At 51.5% G+C, this 17,573-nt stretch carries 18 protein-coding genes; all 18 read right to left on the bottom strand.

Translation table 11 applies throughout. From position 1 onward, the window contains the following. Positions 1-555 carry a F0F1 ATP synthase subunit delta gene (locus QUW60_RS03510; protein ID WP_289558455.1) on the bottom strand — a complete coding sequence of 185 codons (555 nt, stop codon included), beginning with the start codon at positions 553-555 and terminating at the stop codon, positions 1-3. Positions 556-561: 6 nt separating this feature from the next. Beyond that, positions 562-1,065: a F0F1 ATP synthase subunit B gene (gene atpF, locus QUW60_RS03505; RefSeq protein WP_258337673.1), complete on the bottom strand. Its 504-nt coding sequence runs from the start codon at positions 1,063-1,065 to the stop codon at positions 562-564. A 13-nt stretch (positions 1,066-1,078) separates the two neighbouring features. Further along, positions 1,079-1,333 carry an ATP synthase F0 subunit C gene (gene atpE, locus QUW60_RS03500; protein WP_072542418.1) on the bottom strand — a complete coding sequence of 85 codons (255 nt, stop codon included), beginning with the start codon at positions 1,331-1,333 and terminating at the stop codon, positions 1,079-1,081. Positions 1,334-1,374: 41 nt separating this feature from the next. Continuing rightward, positions 1,375-2,442 (bottom strand): F0F1 ATP synthase subunit A, encoded by a 1,068-nt coding sequence (gene atpB, locus QUW60_RS03495; protein WP_258337674.1) that lies wholly within the window; start codon positions 2,440-2,442, stop codon positions 1,375-1,377. Further along, positions 2,357-2,851 (bottom strand): hypothetical protein, encoded by a 495-nt coding sequence (locus QUW60_RS03490; RefSeq protein ID WP_289558452.1) that lies wholly within the window; start codon positions 2,849-2,851, stop codon positions 2,357-2,359. The genes atpB and QUW60_RS03490 overlap by 86 nt, the downstream gene beginning before the upstream one ends. Before the next feature lie 37 nt (positions 2,852-2,888). Further along, positions 2,889-3,134, bottom strand: coding sequence for an ATP synthase F1 subunit epsilon (gene atpC, locus QUW60_RS03485; RefSeq protein ID WP_258337676.1), 246 nt, complete (start codon positions 3,132-3,134; stop codon positions 2,889-2,891). Positions 3,135-3,153: 19 nt separating this feature from the next. Continuing rightward, a complete protein-coding gene (gene atpD / locus QUW60_RS03480; protein ID WP_289558449.1) occupies positions 3,154-4,683 on the bottom strand; it encodes a F0F1 ATP synthase subunit beta in 1,530 nt (509 codons plus the stop codon). 366 nt (positions 4,684-5,049) lie between these two features. Then, the gene (locus tag QUW60_RS03475) at positions 5,050-5,871 is read right to left on the bottom strand and encodes an aldo/keto reductase (protein ID WP_289558447.1); all 822 of its coding nucleotides are present in this window, start codon (positions 5,869-5,871) and stop codon (positions 5,050-5,052) included. Positions 5,872-6,078: 207 nt separating this feature from the next. Then, entirely contained in the window at positions 6,079-6,222 is a 144-nt protein-coding gene (locus QUW60_RS03470) for a hypothetical protein (protein ID WP_289558445.1), read from the bottom strand. After that, complete coding sequence (locus QUW60_RS03465) at positions 6,215-8,422, bottom strand: peptidase domain-containing ABC transporter (RefSeq protein WP_289558444.1); 2,208 nt, start codon at positions 8,420-8,422, stop codon at positions 6,215-6,217. Before QUW60_RS03465 ends, QUW60_RS03470 begins: the two co-directional genes overlap by 8 nt. Positions 8,423-8,466: 44 nt before the next feature. Beyond that, positions 8,467-9,780 carry a radical SAM/SPASM domain-containing protein gene (locus QUW60_RS03460; RefSeq protein WP_258337681.1) on the bottom strand — a complete coding sequence of 438 codons (1,314 nt, stop codon included), beginning with the start codon at positions 9,778-9,780 and terminating at the stop codon, positions 8,467-8,469. A gap of 88 nt (positions 9,781-9,868) precedes the next feature. Beyond that, positions 9,869-10,102 carry a hypothetical protein gene (locus tag QUW60_RS03455; RefSeq protein WP_258337682.1) on the bottom strand — a complete coding sequence of 78 codons (234 nt, stop codon included), beginning with the start codon at positions 10,100-10,102 and terminating at the stop codon, positions 9,869-9,871. A gap of 56 nt (positions 10,103-10,158) precedes the next feature. Next, complete coding sequence (locus QUW60_RS03450) at positions 10,159-12,465, bottom strand: TonB-dependent receptor (protein ID WP_289558443.1); 2,307 nt, start codon at positions 12,463-12,465, stop codon at positions 10,159-10,161. 220 nt (positions 12,466-12,685) lie between these two features. Further along, complete coding sequence (locus QUW60_RS03445) at positions 12,686-14,986, bottom strand: TonB-dependent receptor (RefSeq protein WP_289558442.1); 2,301 nt, start codon at positions 14,984-14,986, stop codon at positions 12,686-12,688. Positions 14,987-15,155: 169 nt separating this feature from the next. Continuing rightward, the gene (locus QUW60_RS03440; RefSeq protein WP_289558441.1) at positions 15,156-15,296 is read right to left on the bottom strand and encodes a hypothetical protein; all 141 of its coding nucleotides are present in this window, start codon (positions 15,294-15,296) and stop codon (positions 15,156-15,158) included. A gap of 131 nt (positions 15,297-15,427) precedes the next feature. After that, positions 15,428-16,387 (bottom strand): glycosyltransferase, encoded by a 960-nt coding sequence (locus QUW60_RS03435; RefSeq protein ID WP_289558439.1) that lies wholly within the window; start codon positions 16,385-16,387, stop codon positions 15,428-15,430. Positions 16,388-16,478: 91 nt separating this feature from the next. Beyond that, a complete protein-coding gene (locus QUW60_RS03430) occupies positions 16,479-16,667 on the bottom strand; it encodes a hypothetical protein (RefSeq protein WP_289558437.1) in 189 nt (62 codons plus the stop codon). 340 nt (positions 16,668-17,007) lie between these two features. Beyond that, entirely contained in the window at positions 17,008-17,475 is a 468-nt protein-coding gene (locus QUW60_RS03425) for a DUF4890 domain-containing protein (RefSeq protein ID WP_289558436.1), read from the bottom strand. Positions 17,476-17,573: the final 98 nt, after the last annotated feature.

Raw genomic sequence — 17,573 nt, 5'->3', positions numbered from 1 at the left:
TTAAACTATTCTTCTGTTTTTCGCAATGAACTGCTGTTCCACACGCTTCAGTTGGTTAGACACACTGGCATCCATCCGCCGGCCCGCAAGTTCGAAGATGTATCCGCCCAAGATTGCAGGGTCAACTTTCGTTTCGATGACAACATTCCCTTTGGTCTGCTTGGACGAAGCCTCCTCCAGCTTCTTGACCAGCTTGGGAGCCGGAACCGCAGTAGTCAGTCTGCCGATGATAATGTTTTTGTCCTCGCGATACAGGTCAATGTACGACCACATCATGAACAGCAAGAATTTCTCCCGTCTTTCCTCCAGGACCAGACTGAAGAAACGGTCCAGCTCTTTGCTGAGCCCGTTTCCTCCTGCCCCTTCACGGAGCAGCTTCAGTTTTGTCCGGATATCCAATACAGGATTCTCAATCGCATGACGCAGCCCCGGCACGTCCACAAAGCGCTGTGAAAGCACTTGTGCCTCAGCGTACACTTTGTTGTCCTTGCCCGCCTCTTTGGCGTAAGCGAGCAAAGCCTTCGCGTAACGTCTGGAAATGACTCCCGTATTCATAGCCTGTTATTTTTTAGAAGATTCAATCATTTCATCCAGCATACGGTCAATCAAAGCATTCTGCTCTTTCTCGTCGGCAAGCTTCCCGCGCATGATCTTCTCCGCGATGCCTACAGACAGCACGGCAACCTGGCGGCGGATGTCACGGATTGCACTTTCCTTTTCCGTTTCAATCTGCTTCTTCACTTCCGCCATAAGCCGCTGGCCTTCGACAGTGGCGCGGTCTTGAGCGTCTTTGATGATGCGGTCGCGCGTTACGGCCGCTTCGCTCAAGATGCGGTTCTGCTCCTCACGAGCCTGAGCCAGAATCTTTTCGCTCTCCTGCTTCACGTTGGCCAGCTGTTCGTTGGCCTCGCGCGCTGATTTGAGCGAATTGTCGATATATGCTTTCCGGTCCTCTACTGCCTTGATGATTATCGGGAAGCCGTATTTTGCCAGCAGGAAGAATACGACTCCGAATGTCACAAGCATCCAGAACAGCAGCCCCGGATCCGGAGTTAATAATCCCATAAGCTATTGTTTTTTACAAGAACAAAGTCAACAAACAAACCACGATAGCGATCAGCGCCACACCTTCGACCAAGGCAGCGGCGATAATCATGTTCATTCGCAGATCGCCTGATGCTTCCGGCTGGCGTGCCATGGCTTCCATAGCCGAACCACCGATCTTACCGATACCGATACCTGCACCCAAAACTGCGATACCTGCGCCGATAGCAGCGCCCAATTTACTAATGCCAACACCTGCAGCAGCCTGCAATAAAACTGATAATAACATAATGCTAAAAATTTAATTGGTTATACTTTTTGTTTGCTATTTTATTTTTCGTTGTGTTCTTTCACTCTCGACAGGCCGATAAACACAGCCGAAAGCATGGTGAACACATAAGCCTGGATGAATGCGACAAGAATTTCGAGCGCATTCATGAAAATGCCGAATGCTACTGCGACCACAGTCATCGAACCGTTGATCACCGCTCCCGCCTTCACTGTGATGAAGATGATGGCAATCAGGCTCAGCACAGCGGCATGACCGGCCATGATGTTCGCGAAAAGTCGGATCATCAGGGCAAACGGCTTGGTGAAAATACCGAAGAATTCTATCAACGGCATCATAGGAATCGGGGCTTTCAACCACGTGGGCACCTCCGGCCAGAAGATTTCTTTCCAGTAGGCCTTTGTTCCGAACACGTTGGTCAGCACAAAAGTGCAGAGAGCAAGCACCAGCGTTATGGCGATGTTGCCCGTCACGTTCGCGCCGCCCGGGAAGATCGGAATCAGTCCCATCAGGTTGTTCACCAGCACAAAGAAGAACGCAGTCAGCAGATAAGGCGTGTAACGCTTGTAGTCGGGGCCCACACATCCCTGGATAACATCCTCATAGATCGTCATCACCGTGGCCTCAATCATTCCCACGCCTCCCTTCGGCGCGCCCTGCTCCAGCGAGTGCTTCCTGTACCAGCGGGCACAGCCCAGCATGATGCACACAAGCAGCGTGCTGTTGATGAACAGTCCGAGCACGTCTTTGGTAATGGAAATGTCAAGCGGACGCACCTCTTCTCCGGCAGCATTCCGTTCCACTATCTTGCCGTCGTTGGCTCCTCCTTCGGCGATGTACAGGCCTTCGTATTCCTTGCCTCCCTCCAGATTGGACGAGGAGAACACGTGCCAGCCCGTACTGCTTTTCACGATGACCGGAAGCGGAATGGTGAGATGCACGTCACCGAACGTGGCGATATGCCACTCGTAAGCGTCGCCGATATGCCCGAAGATCAGTTCGTTCACATCCAGTTCAGCCTCTTCACCGCCTGTTTCCGCTTTCAGCGTGAGCGTCGGAACCGCCAGCAACAGCAGCAGTGTCATTGCTATGTACCGTAATTTTTTCATTGTTTGCTTGTTTACTTAGTTTCAGTTTCGCTTCGAAACGAAGGAAAAAACGGGTTTCAAAAAACAGAAACGCGAAATAGAACACGATGAAGGCAGCCACAAAAGACACCACATCCTTTCCTATCACAAATCCGTAGAACAGAAGCACGAAAATGCTCAGAACCAGTTTCAGCACCTTTCCTACCAGGTAGGTCATCGCTATCTTGCCCGGCCCCAGCATACAGCCGAAAGCGAACAGATAGATGTAGAGCAGACCGAAAAGGAAGAAAAACACCGGAATCAGCGGGAACCATGCGAAATACCATCCGGGGATGAGGAAGCGGAACACCGCCGCCGCCACCGCCGACAGAACCACTGTCCCTGCCGTCAACTCGATAATGAATTTCTTCTTCACTGCTTCTATTGTCATTGCGCTACTGGCCTTTTGGTGACTCGCGCGTCCCGGCTCAAAGCTCGGCACACACGGAAATCTGATTGTTTCTCACTTCGACGAATCCCCCCTTTATCTTCAGGGACTGCGTTTCGTTTCCTGCCGCATATTTCACTTCTCCGGCCGCCAGCGACGAAATAAGGGGAGCGTGGTTTACCAGGACCTGGAATTCACCCATTTCTCCCGGCAACACTGCCATGTCTACCTTCCCGTCGAAAACCGTCCGTTCGGGTGAAGCGATAACCAGATGAAGTTCTTTCATAACAGTTCTGTTTTTATGCTTATCCTTTTGCTGCGGCAAGCAGTTTTTCTCCTTTCTTGATCGCATCTTCAATCGTGCCCACATTCAGGAATGCCTGTTCCGGCAGGTAGTCTACCTCTCCGTCCAGAATCATCTTGAATCCCTTGATCGTGTCTTCGATTGAAACCATCACGCCCGGCACGCCGGTAAACTGTTCGGCAACGGCAAACGGCTGCGACAGGAAACGCTGCACACGGCGTGCGCGGTTCACCGTCTGGCGGTCTTCGTCCGAAAGTTCGTCCATACCCAGAATCGAGATGATGTCCTGCAATTCCTTGTTGCGCTGAAGTATCTGCTTTACGCGCTGGGCCGTTTCGTAGTGTTCCTTGCCCACAATCAGCGGATCCAGGATACGCGACGTTGAATCCAGCGGGTCCACTGCCGGATAAATGCCCAGCTCGGTAATCTTACGGCTCAGCACCGTCGTTGCGTCCAGGTGAGTGAAGGTAGTGGCAGGAGCCGGGTCGGTCAAGTCATCGGCCGGCACATACACCGCCTGCACCGAAGTGATGGAGCCGTTCTTGGTTGAAGTGATCCGTTCCTGCATCTGTCCCATTTCAGTGGCCAGCGTCGGCTGATAACCTACGGCCGAAGGCATACGTCCCAACAGAGCCGACACCTCAGAACCAGCCTGGGTGAAACGGAATATGTTGTCGATAAAGAACAGGATATCACGCGGGCTGTTGCCGCCGTTGTCGCGGTCGCGGAACGATTCGGCAAGTGTCAGACCCGACAATGCCACCGACTGACGTGCGCCGGGAGGCTCGTTCATCTGTCCGAACACCATGGCGACCTGCGATTTCTCCACTTCGCTGTAGTCTACTTTCGACAAGTCCCAATTGCCTTCCTCCATGCTCTTGAGGAAGGCGTCGCCATAGCGTATTACGCCCGACTCGATCATCTCTCTCAGCAAGTCGTTGCCTTCACGGGTACGCTCACCCACTCCGGCAAACACGGAGAAACCGTTGTGCTTCTTTGCAATGTTGTTGATCAACTCTTTGATGAGCACGGTCTTGCCTACACCGGCGCCACCAAACAAACCGATTTTACCTCCTTTTAGATAGGGTTCCAGAAGGTCAATCACCTTGATACCCGTAAACAGGACTTCCTGCGATGTGGCGAGGTCTTCAAACTTAGGCGGCTCGCGATGGATAGGGAAACCGTCTTTTCTGTCCAGATCCCTCATTCCGTCGATGGCATCACCGACCACGTTCATCACACGTCCTTTAATCTGGTTTCCTACCGGCATGGATATCGGCCGGCCGGCAGGAACGACTTCCATTCCGCGCTTCAGTCCGTCCGTACTGTCCATGGCTACGCAGCGTACAGTGTCTTCACCGATATGCTGCTGCACTTCAATTACCAGCGTACGGCCGTCGCCACGGGCGATAGTCAGCGCATCGTGGATTTTCGGCAGTGACTGTTCCACGTCCTGCCCTTCATCCAGTTTGAAGTACACATCGACCACCGGACCGATGACCTGCGAAATGTGTCCAACGATTTTTGACATAAGCAATTGTTTATAGATTAAAAAATTTATCACCGCTGGCCTCCGCTTCAAAATGGAAAAAACATTCGCAGAGGAGGCCTCTACGTTTTTCTGTCACGCAAATTTATGCAATAATCCGCAATACTTGTTCTACAGCACAACATTTTTTATCTCCAAGAAGTGTTAATAAATACATTTGCGGACATATATTCTAATTCGATTTACACTTATTTGCAGTGGGGGCATTCCGGTAAACATTTATTTACACAGGAAACGGCTGCAATGCGTGTGGAAACGCACACAGCCGCTTCCAGCTTTCCTTTTACCGGGTTCCGGCACATGCAGCCGGCCCGAAAATGTGAAAAACTTCAGCGACGAATGTTTCGGTCACCATCCGGCCAGACGTATTTTGTGCGTGGGAGCCGGAAACGCCCGGTCGATGTCACACAGGTCTTCTTCCGTCAGAGAAATGCCGAGGCTCCGGGCATTCTCCTCCACATGGGCGATGCTGCCCGCTTTGGGAATGGCGATGACATTCTGTGCCCGCATCACCCACGCCAGCAGGACTTGCGTGGGAGTGGCATCATGCCTGCGGGCAATGTCCGCCAGCGTTTTGTGGCTGCGCAGCCGTCCTTCGCCAAGAGGCGTATAAGCCATGACAGGGATGTCATGCTGTCTGCTCCAAGGGATAAGATCGTACTCGATGCCCCGGTCTTTCACGTTGTAGAGCACCTGATTGGCCGCACAGTCCCTGCCATGCGGCAAGGCAAGGATGCGTTCCATGTCATCCACATCCAGGTTGCTCATGCCCCATTGCCGGATTTTGCCTTCCTGCTGCAATTCCGCCAGGGCGCGTACTGTTTCGGCGAAAGGATAACGTCCGATCCAATGCAGCAGGTAAAGGTCGATGTAATCCGTTCCGAGCCGTTTCAGACTCCGTTCGCAGGCACGCTTTGTCCCCTCATAGCTGGCATTGCCCGGCAACACCTTGCTGACGATGAATGCCTTGTGCCGGCAGCCGCGCACGGCCTCGCCTACAAGATCTTCCGTACCATACATCTCGGCGGTGTCTATCAGTGTCAAGCCCAACTCGATGCCCCGGCGCAGGGCCTGTATCTCCTCGCTGCGCCTGCGTCCCATCTGGTATGTGCCTTGCCCGAGCGGACAGACCTGCTGTCCGTTCCGGAAAGTAATCAATCTGTTTTCCATCCTTATAATTGGTTTTTTATTTATATTGGTCAGCCGTTTATGATTCTGGCTACGGATGCAAAAGTAAAGCAAAAGCCCCACAACGCGATTGCTGTGAGGCTCAAATAGTATTGGTGAAAAGATCAATTCAATTCTTACACAGAAAAATGCAACAAGGCTTCTCCCGTGCAACAAACCCAATCCTCCATCGTGAGCTCATACATACCTTTACACCGCCTGCCACACCAGCCACCCTGCCGCCAGCAACAACAGCAGCGCCAGCAGCCACGTATTGCCCCACCGCACCAGGTAGGCCGGCTTCTGGCTCATAATGCGCCGCATCTTCTCGCTATGGCTGTTTCCGTCATCCATTGCCTAACTCCAATTGATTCTTTACCAACGTATAGTATGCACCCCGGCAGGCCACCAGTTCCTCGTGTGTGCCCGTTTCTTGAATCCGTCCCTGTTCCAGCACGACAATCTGGTCCGCATCCTTCACTGTGCTGAGGCGGTGAGCCACGATGACCGTCGTCTTTCCGCGGTAAAACTCTTGCAGGTTGTTGACGATGAGCCGCTCGTTGCAGGCATCCAGGGAGTTGGTGGCCTCGTCGAAGAACAGGAAGGCCGGATTCTTGTACACCGCACGGGCTATCAGGATGCGCTGCCGCTGTCCCTGGCTGATGCCCTGCCCGTTAGACCCGATGACCGTGTCGTACTTCAAGGGCAGGCGTTCGGCCATCTCGGCGATGTTGGCAGTCCGTGCGGCCTGCTCCATGCGGGCATAGTCTATGTCGTGGTTGTCCAGGGCGATGTTGCGGGCGATGGACTCGGAGAAGATATAGCCGTCCTGCATCACCACTCCGCATAGTCCCCGCCAATACTGGAGGTTGATTTCTTCCAGAGGACGGCCGCCTATCCAAATCCGTCCGGACTGCGGAGCGTAAAAGCCCAGCAACAGCTTCAGCAGCGTTGTCTTGCCGCTGCCGCTGGCGCCCACGATGGCTGTCACCCGCCCGTGGGGAATCCGCAGACTGATGTCCTCCAGAACGGTATGGCGGGTGCCGGGATAGGCGAACGACACGTGCTCCAGCACCACATCTCCCTGCGCGGCCTCCGGAGGGGTTGCCTGCCGGTGCGCGTTCTCGTCCTCCCTGCGATGCACCTCGTTGATGCGCTCGATGCTGAGCTGCACGTCCTGCCAGGCATAGATGAAGCGCATCAGCTGCTCGATGGGCACGTTCAACTGCCCGATGATGTACTGGATGGACAGCATCATGCCCAGCGTCAGCTGCCCGTCGATGACGGCCGCCGCCGTCACGATGGTGATGACGATGTTTTTCACCTCGTTGATGAACAGGCTGCCCGCCTCCTGCGTCTGTTGAAGCTTGATGGAAGCCATCTGCGTGCGGAACACGTCGGCCTGCGTATCCTCCCACTCCCACCGCTTGCGCTGCTCGCAGTTTTGCAGCTTGATGTCCTGCATGCCATCAATGATTTGCATTGTCTTGTTCTGCCGCCGCGCATACAGATCGAAGAACTCATAGTCCATCGCCTTGCGTTTCCGCAGGAAGGCGCATATCCACCCCGCATAGAGCAGGCACCCTACCCCGAAGAGGAAGAACACCCGCGCGTCGTAGTAGAGCAGCACTCCGCCGAACACCAGGAAGCTGAAAGTGGAGAACAGCGTGTTCAGCGTCTGCGTCCCCATGAACTGCTCCACCCGCTGGTGGTCGTTGATGCGCTGCAGCAGGTCCTCCTTCAGCTTCGTGTCGAAGAAGGGCATCGGCAGCCGCATCAGTTTCATGAAGAAGTCGGACAGCAGGGCCAGGTTGATCCGGATGCTGATGTGCAAGAGCAACCAGCGGCGGATGAAGTCCACCGACGTCCGCCCCAGCACCAGCATCAGCTGGCCGAACAGGATGAGGTAAATCAGACGCATGTCCTTGCCTGCAATGCCCTTGTCCACAATAGCCTGCGTCAGGAAGGGGAAAGCCAGCTGCAGCACGCAGCCGATGACCAGCCCGATGAGCAGTTGCCCGAACAGCTGCTTGTAGTTTTTCAGGTAGCCCCACAGGAAGGAGGCCGAATAGCCCATGCCCTCCTCGCCCTGCTGCGCGTAGAATCCGTCCGTGGGCTGCAGAGCCATAAGGATGCCCTTGGCCTGCCGTCCGCCGCCACCGGGCGCCCAGGCGCGGCAAAAAGCCTCCTCGTCCACGTTCAGCAGGTAACGCCCCGGGTCGGCAATGCGGAAGATACGGGTGCCCCGCCGGGACTCCTTCACCCCATAGAGCACCACGAAGTGTTCCTGGTTCCAATGCAGGATGCAGGGGAAAGGATGTCGCTCCACCAGCTTATCCACCGTCATGCGCCCGCACACCGTGCGGAAGCCTATCTTCTGCGCCGCCTCGTTCAGGCTTTGCATGGACACCCCGTTATGGCCCGGCACGCACAGCCGCCGCATGGCCTCCGCCGAGTACAGCTTGCCGTAATAGCGCGCCACCATGCGCAGGCAGGTGGCTCCGCATTCCATGGAATCCGGCTGCTTGAGATAGGGAAAACGACGTTTGAACATTGGTGTGCTCTTCGGGGAAGTTGATGGATTGCAGGAGAAAATTTTCAGGATTTCCGCAGGGAATCCTCGATGCAGGCGTTGTTGAAGCGGTAACGCATGTAGTCGGCCATGCTCAGTTCCATGTGCTGCTTCTGGCAGAAGCGTCCGAACTCTTCCGGCGCGGCTTCCAGCTGCTTCTGGCAGCACGGCCCCCAGCACAGGGGCATCAGCTTGCAGCGGCGGCACATGTCGTTGTCATACGTCACGATGCTCATCCGACGGGCCAGCTTCTCCTCCTCCCAGTGCAGGCAGCCGTCGGCACTGAGCCGGCCTTCCTGGTGTGCGGGAGTGAAGTCGCGTCCTGAACATTTATACACCGCCCCGTCGTACGAGATGACCGCCTGGTTCCGGGCAGAGGCCTTGCACGAGAAGCTCCGCCGTCCCAGGTTCATGTAGGACACCCTGAAGCCGTTCAGCATCCACAGGTTGATGACAGACTTCAGCTCTTCGTTGTCGTAATTGATGAAGTTGCCCGTCTGCCACACGCGCTCCAGGTGTACGCCTATCTTGCGGCGGTCCACCTCCAGCAGGTCCTGGATAAGGTCTTTCATATGGGGCAGCGTTTCGTCGTCATAGTTGATGCGCAGGTTGATGTACGTGTTTTCCAGCTCGCGGGTCAGACGGAGGATGGTAGCTATCATCCCGTCATACGTGCCTTCGTGCGTGTCGGGCAAGTACTTCACCTGGTCGTGCCGGTCTTTGAAGCCGTCAATGGATATCTGGAACGAGGCGTGCAGCTTGTCGAACAGCGGAAGCGTGTCCGGCGTGATGCAGACCCCGTTGGTGACAAAGAAGAACGAAGCTTTCCGTCCGCGTTCTTCCGCTTCCCGCTGGATTTGTTCCAGCAGCGGATAGAGTTCTTCACGGAAATACAGCAGCGGTTCGCCGCCGAACATCTCCACGTTGAGGAAGGTCAGTTCCGGATGCTCGTCCCACAGCCGCCGCACGTAGGTCAGGATGGCCTGCGCGTTTTCCGGTGTCAGGTGGCTGCCCTTCACATGCTTCTCGAAGCAATACCAGCACCGCAGGTTGCAGTCCAGCGAAGGCAGCAGGGTCAGGTAGCAGACAGCCGGGTTGTAGATGGCTGCGCGGTATTCGTCACACAGTTCCTTGTACTCGTCCGCGTCGTCCTCCACCACGAAGCGCAGCTCCTGCAGCTTGGCGTACACGCGGGGCGACTCCTGCACCAGTTGTGCCGGGGCGTTGCGCAGCAGCTCATAGTCTTTCGGAGTAAGCAGGCAGAATACGTCGTTCTTTGTGTTATAGCAGAGGATGTTTTTCTTATTCTTGGTATAAATGTTATAGAAACTTGCTTTCATGATCAGTCAAGTAAGGTTAGGAACTTAGGATAGATAAGGAGGCAAGAAGTCAGGAAGATATATCCCCCTTGACTTCTTGCCTTCAGCGTCAGTCGTTTTTCTTGGTGCAGCCGCATCCGCAGCCGCTGCCGTCTTCGCATCCGCAACCGCAGCCTTTTCCGCCTGAGCAGTCGCAACCACAATCCTTGCCGGCCTCGCACGAACAGCCGCTGTCGCTCTCGCCGTGTCCGGAGGCGCCGCCCAAGACGAACATCAGTTCGTCTTCCATCACTTCCATGCCATCCAATGGCAGGATTCCGTTAGTAGTCAATTGTTGTTTCATATGCCAGATATTTTAGGTGTTATATCACATTCTGCGCCGCAAGATAAAAACCCTGTTTATTGGACTTGAATACCCTCCAAGGCATTGTCTTGTTCAAAGAATCTCTTTTTCACACGTTGCTTCTGTTCCACCTTGTTCTTGAACGAATAGGCCAGCCGCACCAGGAATCTCGGAGAACGGTCTGTCATGCGGGACGATCTGAACGAACGATAACCATCCTGCACCACCCAACTCTTGCTCTTCATCTTCGGGCAAATAAAGCTTTCAGCTATGACTCCGAGCTGCCATCCCTTTGGCAGATTCCAACTGAGAGTGGCATTGCTCCACGGGATGCCCTCCGATTTAGAATTACGGTCGAAAGAGGCAGTCAGATAACCTGCATTCAGGGACAAGGAGAGCTGCTTGTAGTAGAAATATCCCGACAAATACGAGTTCCAGCCTCCACCTTCTGTAAAGACCATGCCGTCCTGAAAGCGTTTGGCAAAGGAGGTGCCCACACTCAAGTTGCCAAAAGGCAGGTTATAATTGGCCGAAAGTCCTGCCGTAAGAATATGAGCCTCCAGAAAGTTCTTGTAGGTATTGGTATAAATATTGTCGGTCACCGAGCCGATGGCGGATATCAGTTTGGACGAATAGGTGTAGTTGACGTAGGGTTCCAAATAGAGTTTCTTGTAATTCAGCCGATAGGACAGCCGCACGCGGTCCTGATAGCTGGGTCTCAGAAACGGATTACCCTGCTGTATATAAAGGCTGTCGGTCGACATGTTGCGGGGATTCAGCATGGAGAGTGAAGGACTGAATCTCAAACGCTTATAGCTGAGGGTCAGCGCATGTACCTGACTGAAGTTATAAGTCAGTGCCACAGCAGGCAACATGTCTATGTAGTGGTTCTTTACGCCGTCAGCCTTGGTGAACATCATGTCCATTCCCAATGAAAAAGTATATTTGAATTTGGAACTCGAACGGTTATTGTCGAACCCCACATACAGATACTCCTGCCAGCGGTCATAAATAAATACCGGCAGTTCGTCCACCCGGTCGTCTATGCGCGTGGAGGAATAGGACGTATTGGAACCGGCCAACAACGTGTATTTCCCTCCGAATACTTTGGTATAGTCCACATCCAGTTTGCCGGAATTACGGCTGTTGTCCGTGTCGATAAGATGGTTGTTCAGGAAAAAATCGTTCACCTCATTCCGTTTTCCCATAGACGTGGAAGCACTGTATGAATAGTTCCCGGCAATCTCCAGCGTATGTTGAGGGGCAAAAGTCTGCCGATAGTACAAGTCAGCACTGGCCAAATGATAGGTTCCATCGGTCTGTGCATTTTCCACCAGATCGGAGCGTCTTCCGTCCGACAGATACTCCGCATAGCCCTGCCCGTTATTCTCCACATCCGACGGATGGGCTACATACCTTGCGGAAAACGCCAGATAACTCTTGTCCGAAAAGGTATGGTCTCCTCCCAATCCGGCAAAATAGCTGTTCGAATTATAAATATGTTTGAAAGTATCTGTCCGCTTAATGTCACCGGAAACGCTTTCTGTATAATTATCGGACACATCATCAGCAAAATAGAAGGTCTGCAAATTCAGGTAGAGGGAAGATTTGGCATTCCCAGTTTCCACGGAAGCGCCTATCACTCCGAATTTGGAAGTAACAGAATGTTGCGCGTAGGCATTCCCATTGACATACGGCGTCACTTTCTTACGGTTCAAATGTATGTTCAGAATGCACGTTACGCTTTCGTCGCCCAAATATCGGGCCGACGGCACTTCCACTATCTCCACAGATTCTATCCATTCCGGATTCAAGACATCAAGGTATTTGGGACGTTTCACGCCATCTATTAGTATCAAAGGGGATTCACCATTATTCAGGCTAATAGTACGTTCTATGGGATTGACTATCAGTTTAGGCACTTCTGCCAAGGCTTCATAGGATGTCCGCGACTGCCTGGCGTGTTCAGAAAGGAAATACGTCGTAGAGCCGGCATTGCTCATCACGATATCCCGCTTGTCTCCCGCCACCGTCACTTCATCCAGCTGCGTCGAGTCTTCTTCCAGCACAAACAGCGGAAGCTTCACGTCGCCGGACAAGCTGAAAGTGCGCTCCGACTTTTTGAAGCCCAGCATCGACACTCTGCAAACGTAATCGCCTCCCGGCAGCCCTTTCAGCTCGAAACGGCCTTTCTTGTCTGTGACACAACCGCCAGCCAAAGTGTCGGCCTGCAAGAACCATACCGAGCAACCCTCCAACGGAGTACCTTTCTTATCAGTCACACACCCGGTCAACCGACTCTGTGCAGCCAGCCAGCTGATGCCTCCCCATAAGGATATTAGCAAACAAATACAACGCAGCATACAAAGCATTCTAAAGGTTAAAAAGTATTCCAATTATCATTCGCTATGCAAAAGCATGACACATTCTCTTAAGATATATTCAATCAAAGAGCTTTGTATCATTAACACGAAAGTGTATTATACATTTGATATTAAATTTGAAGTTAAATTTACAGAAACATCCGAAATAAGCCAAAGCACTGAACAATATTTTGCAAATATTACCCCCCCCCTTCACATTTTATTGCACTGTAATCCCCTGCAGTGTATTGTCGCGACCATAAAACTGCTTCTTCTGCCTCCACTTCTGAGTCACTTTGTTCTTGAAGGAATAACGGATGCCGAGGACAAACATGGGGGTACGGTCCGTCATGCGCGAAGCAGTATATGAATAATAATTTTCCTGCTGTGTCCAGACTTTCTGTTTCATGGCCGGGAACAAGAAATTCTGTCCGTTGAAACTCAGCTGCCAGCCTTTGGGCAGATTCCAGCTGATGGAAAGGTTGCTCCAAGGCCCGCTTTCCGATTTTTCGTTGCGGCCATAAGAGGCGTTGGTATAGCCCAGACTGATATAGCCCGAAAAGTTCTTGTACCAGAAATTTCCGGCAAAAGACGTGTTCCAGGTGCTGCCTTCGAACATCATGCCATTCTGGTATCTTTTTTGGTATGAAGAGTTCAGGCTCAGGTTGCCAAACGGCAAATTGTAATTGACGGAAGCACCCGCTGTAATGATGTTGGCACACAGAAAATTCTTATACGTGTTGGTATAGATATTGTCTTTCACGAAGCCTATGGCAGAAATCAACTTGGAGGAATAGAGATAAGTGAAGTAGGGTTCAAAGAACAGCTTCTTGTAATTCAGGCGGTAGCTCAGTCTCACCTTGTCCTGATAACTGGGAGTCAGGAACGGATTACCCTGCTGTATGTAGAGGCTGTCGGTAGAAAGATTGCGCGGGTTCAACATGCTGAGCGAGGGACTGAAGCGGAGACGGTTATACGAGAGGGTCAGTGCATGGACCTGGCTGAACTGATACGTCAGGGCCACAGACGGCAGCACGTCAATGTAATGATTCTTCACGCCATCGGCCTTGGAAAACATCATATCCAGGCCCAGGGATACCGTATATTTGAACTTGCCGGCAGAACGGTTGTTGTCCACCCCCACATATAAGTATTCTTTCCAACGATTGTAAAGGAAAGAGGGCAGTCCGTCTATCCTGTCGTCAATGTCCGTAGTGGAATAAGACGTGTTGGAGCCGGCGGACAAGGCATGCTTGCTCTGAAACACCTTGGTGTAATCCACATTCAGTTTGCCGGCATGGTAGCTGTTGTCCAGATCAATGACGTGGTGGTTCCGGAAGAAATCGTTTGTTTCATCGCGTTCACCCCATGAGCCTCTGCCGTTGTAAGAATAGTTGCCGGTCAGTTCCAGCGTATGATTTTGGCTGAAACTATGCTTGTAGTACACATCCGCACCCACCATATGGAAGTCGTTGTCACTCTTCTGATAGCCGGACATAGCGGACCTCCTTCCGTCCGACAGGTATTCCGCAGAACCTTGTTCATCATTTCTTGTCTGCGTGGGCTGCGTGATGTAGCTCAATGAGAAGGCGGCATAGTCCTTGTCGGAAAAAATACGGTCCCCGCCCAAGCCGGCATATATCATATTGCAGTTATATTCCGATCGGGCCGTTTGTTTCCTTAACAGGTCGCCGGATTGGCTCTCCGAATAGAAGTCGCTCATGTCATCCTTATAATAAAAGTCCTGCAACAGCAGATATAGCGAAGAAACGGAATCACCGACTTCCAGATTGAATGTCCCTACTCCATATTTAGAAGCCACAGAATGACTCATACTTACACTGCCGTTTACATAAGGAAGCATCTTGTTCCGTTTGAGATGGATATTCAGGACACAAGTGGTACTCTCATCGCCCATATAGCGCGCAGAGGGCACTTCCACCACCTCCACCGATTCCATGATTTCCGGATTCAGCACGTCAATATAGCCTTCACGCCTTACCCCGTCAATCAATACCAGTGGAGATTCGCCGGAGTCCAGCAATATCTCGCGCCGTAAAGGGTCTATTCTCAGCCTCGGCACTTCCATCAGTGCCTCATAAGCCGTGGCCGACTGTTTGGCGTGTTCCGAGAGGGTATAAGTCAATGAGCCGGCACTGCTTTTTACTATGTTGCGCCGATCGGCGGTCACCTTCACCTCACTCAATTGTGTGGGATCTTCTGTCAAGGTAAAGGCAGGAATCTGGATTTTCCCAACCAATTTGAATGCATAATCTGCCTGTTTGAACCCGACCATCGAAACCCTGCATATATATTCACCCTCGGGCAATCCTTGCAGCGCGAAGTTTCCCCGATGATCGGTGATACACCCGCCCGCCAAGGTGTCGGCCTGCAAGAACCATACCGAACACCCTTGCAAAGGAAAGTTATCCGCATTTTTTACACTTCCGCTTATCGTAGTCTGCGCATAAGCAAGCATATTTACTGCCATAACAAGCAGAATGAAAAAGAGTCGTTTCATTAGCATTACTATTTAAGTTTAAGTAAATAAAGGGAATATACCAAAATCATTCTTTAATCCCACAACATCAGATTCTGACATAGTAACATACAGCATCTCTCGTACTTTTAGAGAGATGCCTCATATGTCCTTTGAATATAGAGCGGGCTGATCTTATTTAAACTTCATCTCAACCGCTCTTATTATTCAGCAGGACTTTGTCCAGAATCACTACATCCACAACCACAACCAAATCCACCAACGCATCCACAGCCACAGCCCTGACCACTGGCACAACCACAACCCTTACCACCTCCAGTCGCGCATCCACAGCCACAACCTTCTCCTGGCCCAACATTAGCCATCGCGGCACCACCTAAAACGAACGTCAGTTCATCTTCCATCACTTCGATGTCATCTAATGGCAATCGAGAGTCTTTGTTTGTTTTGACTTCCATAAATTTAATTATTAATATGTGAAACATTTAGTTGCTTGACGCAACCGAAATCTGTCCTCAGTATCTGTTTATAGTAAACTTTCAGTTCCTGTAACAACTCGCCGTTTTCTTCCATCCGTTTCATCATCTGTTGAAACAGGTATTCGTTCTGCTGCCGATAGACAGCATATACCTTTCCTTTTTCTTCTTCCGGCAGCAGCAGGGTGGCAATCCACAGCGGATTGTACATCAATTCATCCGGAGTGACCCGATAGGGCGAACGCTTCCGATAGATATGCCCGGCCAACAGGTCTTTAACCAACTGACACCGTCCGCCCTCCATCCAGACCTTGAGCGATATGTAGGGTTCGTCATATCCATAATAAATAAGTCCTTCCAATCCCCGCAAATAGGTCCAATACCGCTTGCTGGCCGCATAGGCAGCCCCAAACACACAGGGAATATCTATGAGTTCCCGGTCTGGAGCCGGGTCTTCGCCGAATATCCAGCGGGGGCTTAACGGCGTATTGCCTTCAAACGTCAAGAATGTACCGTAAGAAACTTTCCGGTTGGGAATAGGTTCGATATCCCCGCTCTCGTCCTTGGCCAGTGCATAGGTCTGACAGCACAACAACCGCCTGTCATCCTCAGCCAAGTAGCCAACCAAGCGTCTGTCCCAGCCTGCCTCGTAAAACCGCATGTGCGCATCCAAAAACAAGAAATAAGGCGTTTCGATTCGTCGCACCCCCATGTCCCGGCAGGCAGCGACGCCCATCCTCTTTTCGTTGCGGATATAAGTCACCGGATACGGGCGCAACATCTCTTCATAGTCATACAGCGTCTGGGAAGCATCGTTAATCACCAATATATCCACCTTGCCCCCGGCATATCGGCAAACGCTCTCTACGGTATGAGCCACTTCCTCCCCCTCATTCAAGAAAGGAATAATGACCGTCAATTGAGATGTTGAAAGTGTTTTGTACATTTGGTATTAAATTTGAACACAAACTTATAAAGAATTCAGAAATAAAGCAAGGCTGCGGCTGTTTTTTTGAAAAAAATTCCCCCTTCACATTTTATTGCACTGTAATCCCCTGCAGTGTATTGTCGCGACCATAAAACTGCTTCTTCTGCCTCCACTTCTGAGTCACTTTGTTCTTGAAGGAATAACGGATACCGAGGACAAACATGGGGGTACGGTCCGTCATGCGCGAAGCAGTATATGAATAATAATTTTCCTGCTGCGTCCAGACTTTATGTTTCATGGCCGGGAACAAGAAATTCTGTCCGTTGAAACTCAGCTGCCAGCCTTTGGGCAGATTCCAGCTGATGGAAAGGTTGCTCCAAGGCCCGCTTTCCGATTTTTCGTTGCGGCCATAAGAGGCGTTGGTATAGCCCAGACTGAGAGCCTGTTTAAATTTTGCTCTGCCTCGGTTTGGAAATTTTTCGAGGATGTTTTTCTGTTTTTACGAAGATACAGCGGGCTGTCTGACGAGTGAAAGCGGGAAACAGACCGGAAACAAGCTCAAAAAGGGGCGGATAAAAATACTGAATCGGAAAATTTAAACAGGCCCTTATATTTTGATACACCTTTTTTCTCCTTAATCAAAACATCTCGTCTTCAAATTCACGATCCGGTCCATCCATTTCCGGTCTGTGCCCGGGACGACCTTTCGGCCTGTTCTTCTCCCGATATGCCTGAAACTGTTCATACTGCTCATCCGAAAGTATTTTCTTCACAGCCGCATCATATGCTTGCATCATGGAATCCATCTTTTCCCTCATCTTCTCAGGATCCGGGCGTTCGCCGCTATTTCTATCCGGACGCATGGCTTCCATTTTTTCCTGCAAGCCAGATTCTATTTCTTTCCACTTCTCGACCTGTTCGTCAGACAAAGAGAGCGCCTTTATGAGCTCATCCGTCAGCATCGAAGCTCCCGGCCCCTTATGATCCGATTTCCTGTCAGAAACGGCCATACTCCAAACAGATTCATTTTCACAAGCTAAAATGCTACTGAACGGAGATGAGAACAATGCAGAAATCATCCCCATAATCACCAGATTCTTTTTCATGTCTTTTTCCTTTTTATAATTTCAGGATAAAGATATGTCCGATAAATAGCCATTTCAAACAAAATATACGAACAAGACGGTTTACTCTGCCAAAACGG

This window comes from Bacteroides gallinaceum, assembly GCF_030373775.1.
Classification (GTDB): domain Bacteria; phylum Bacteroidota; class Bacteroidia; order Bacteroidales; family Bacteroidaceae; genus Phocaeicola; species Phocaeicola excrementipullorum.
Note: the sequence above shows the minus strand (reverse complement) of the source record. Positions and strands in the feature narration are given on the sequence as shown.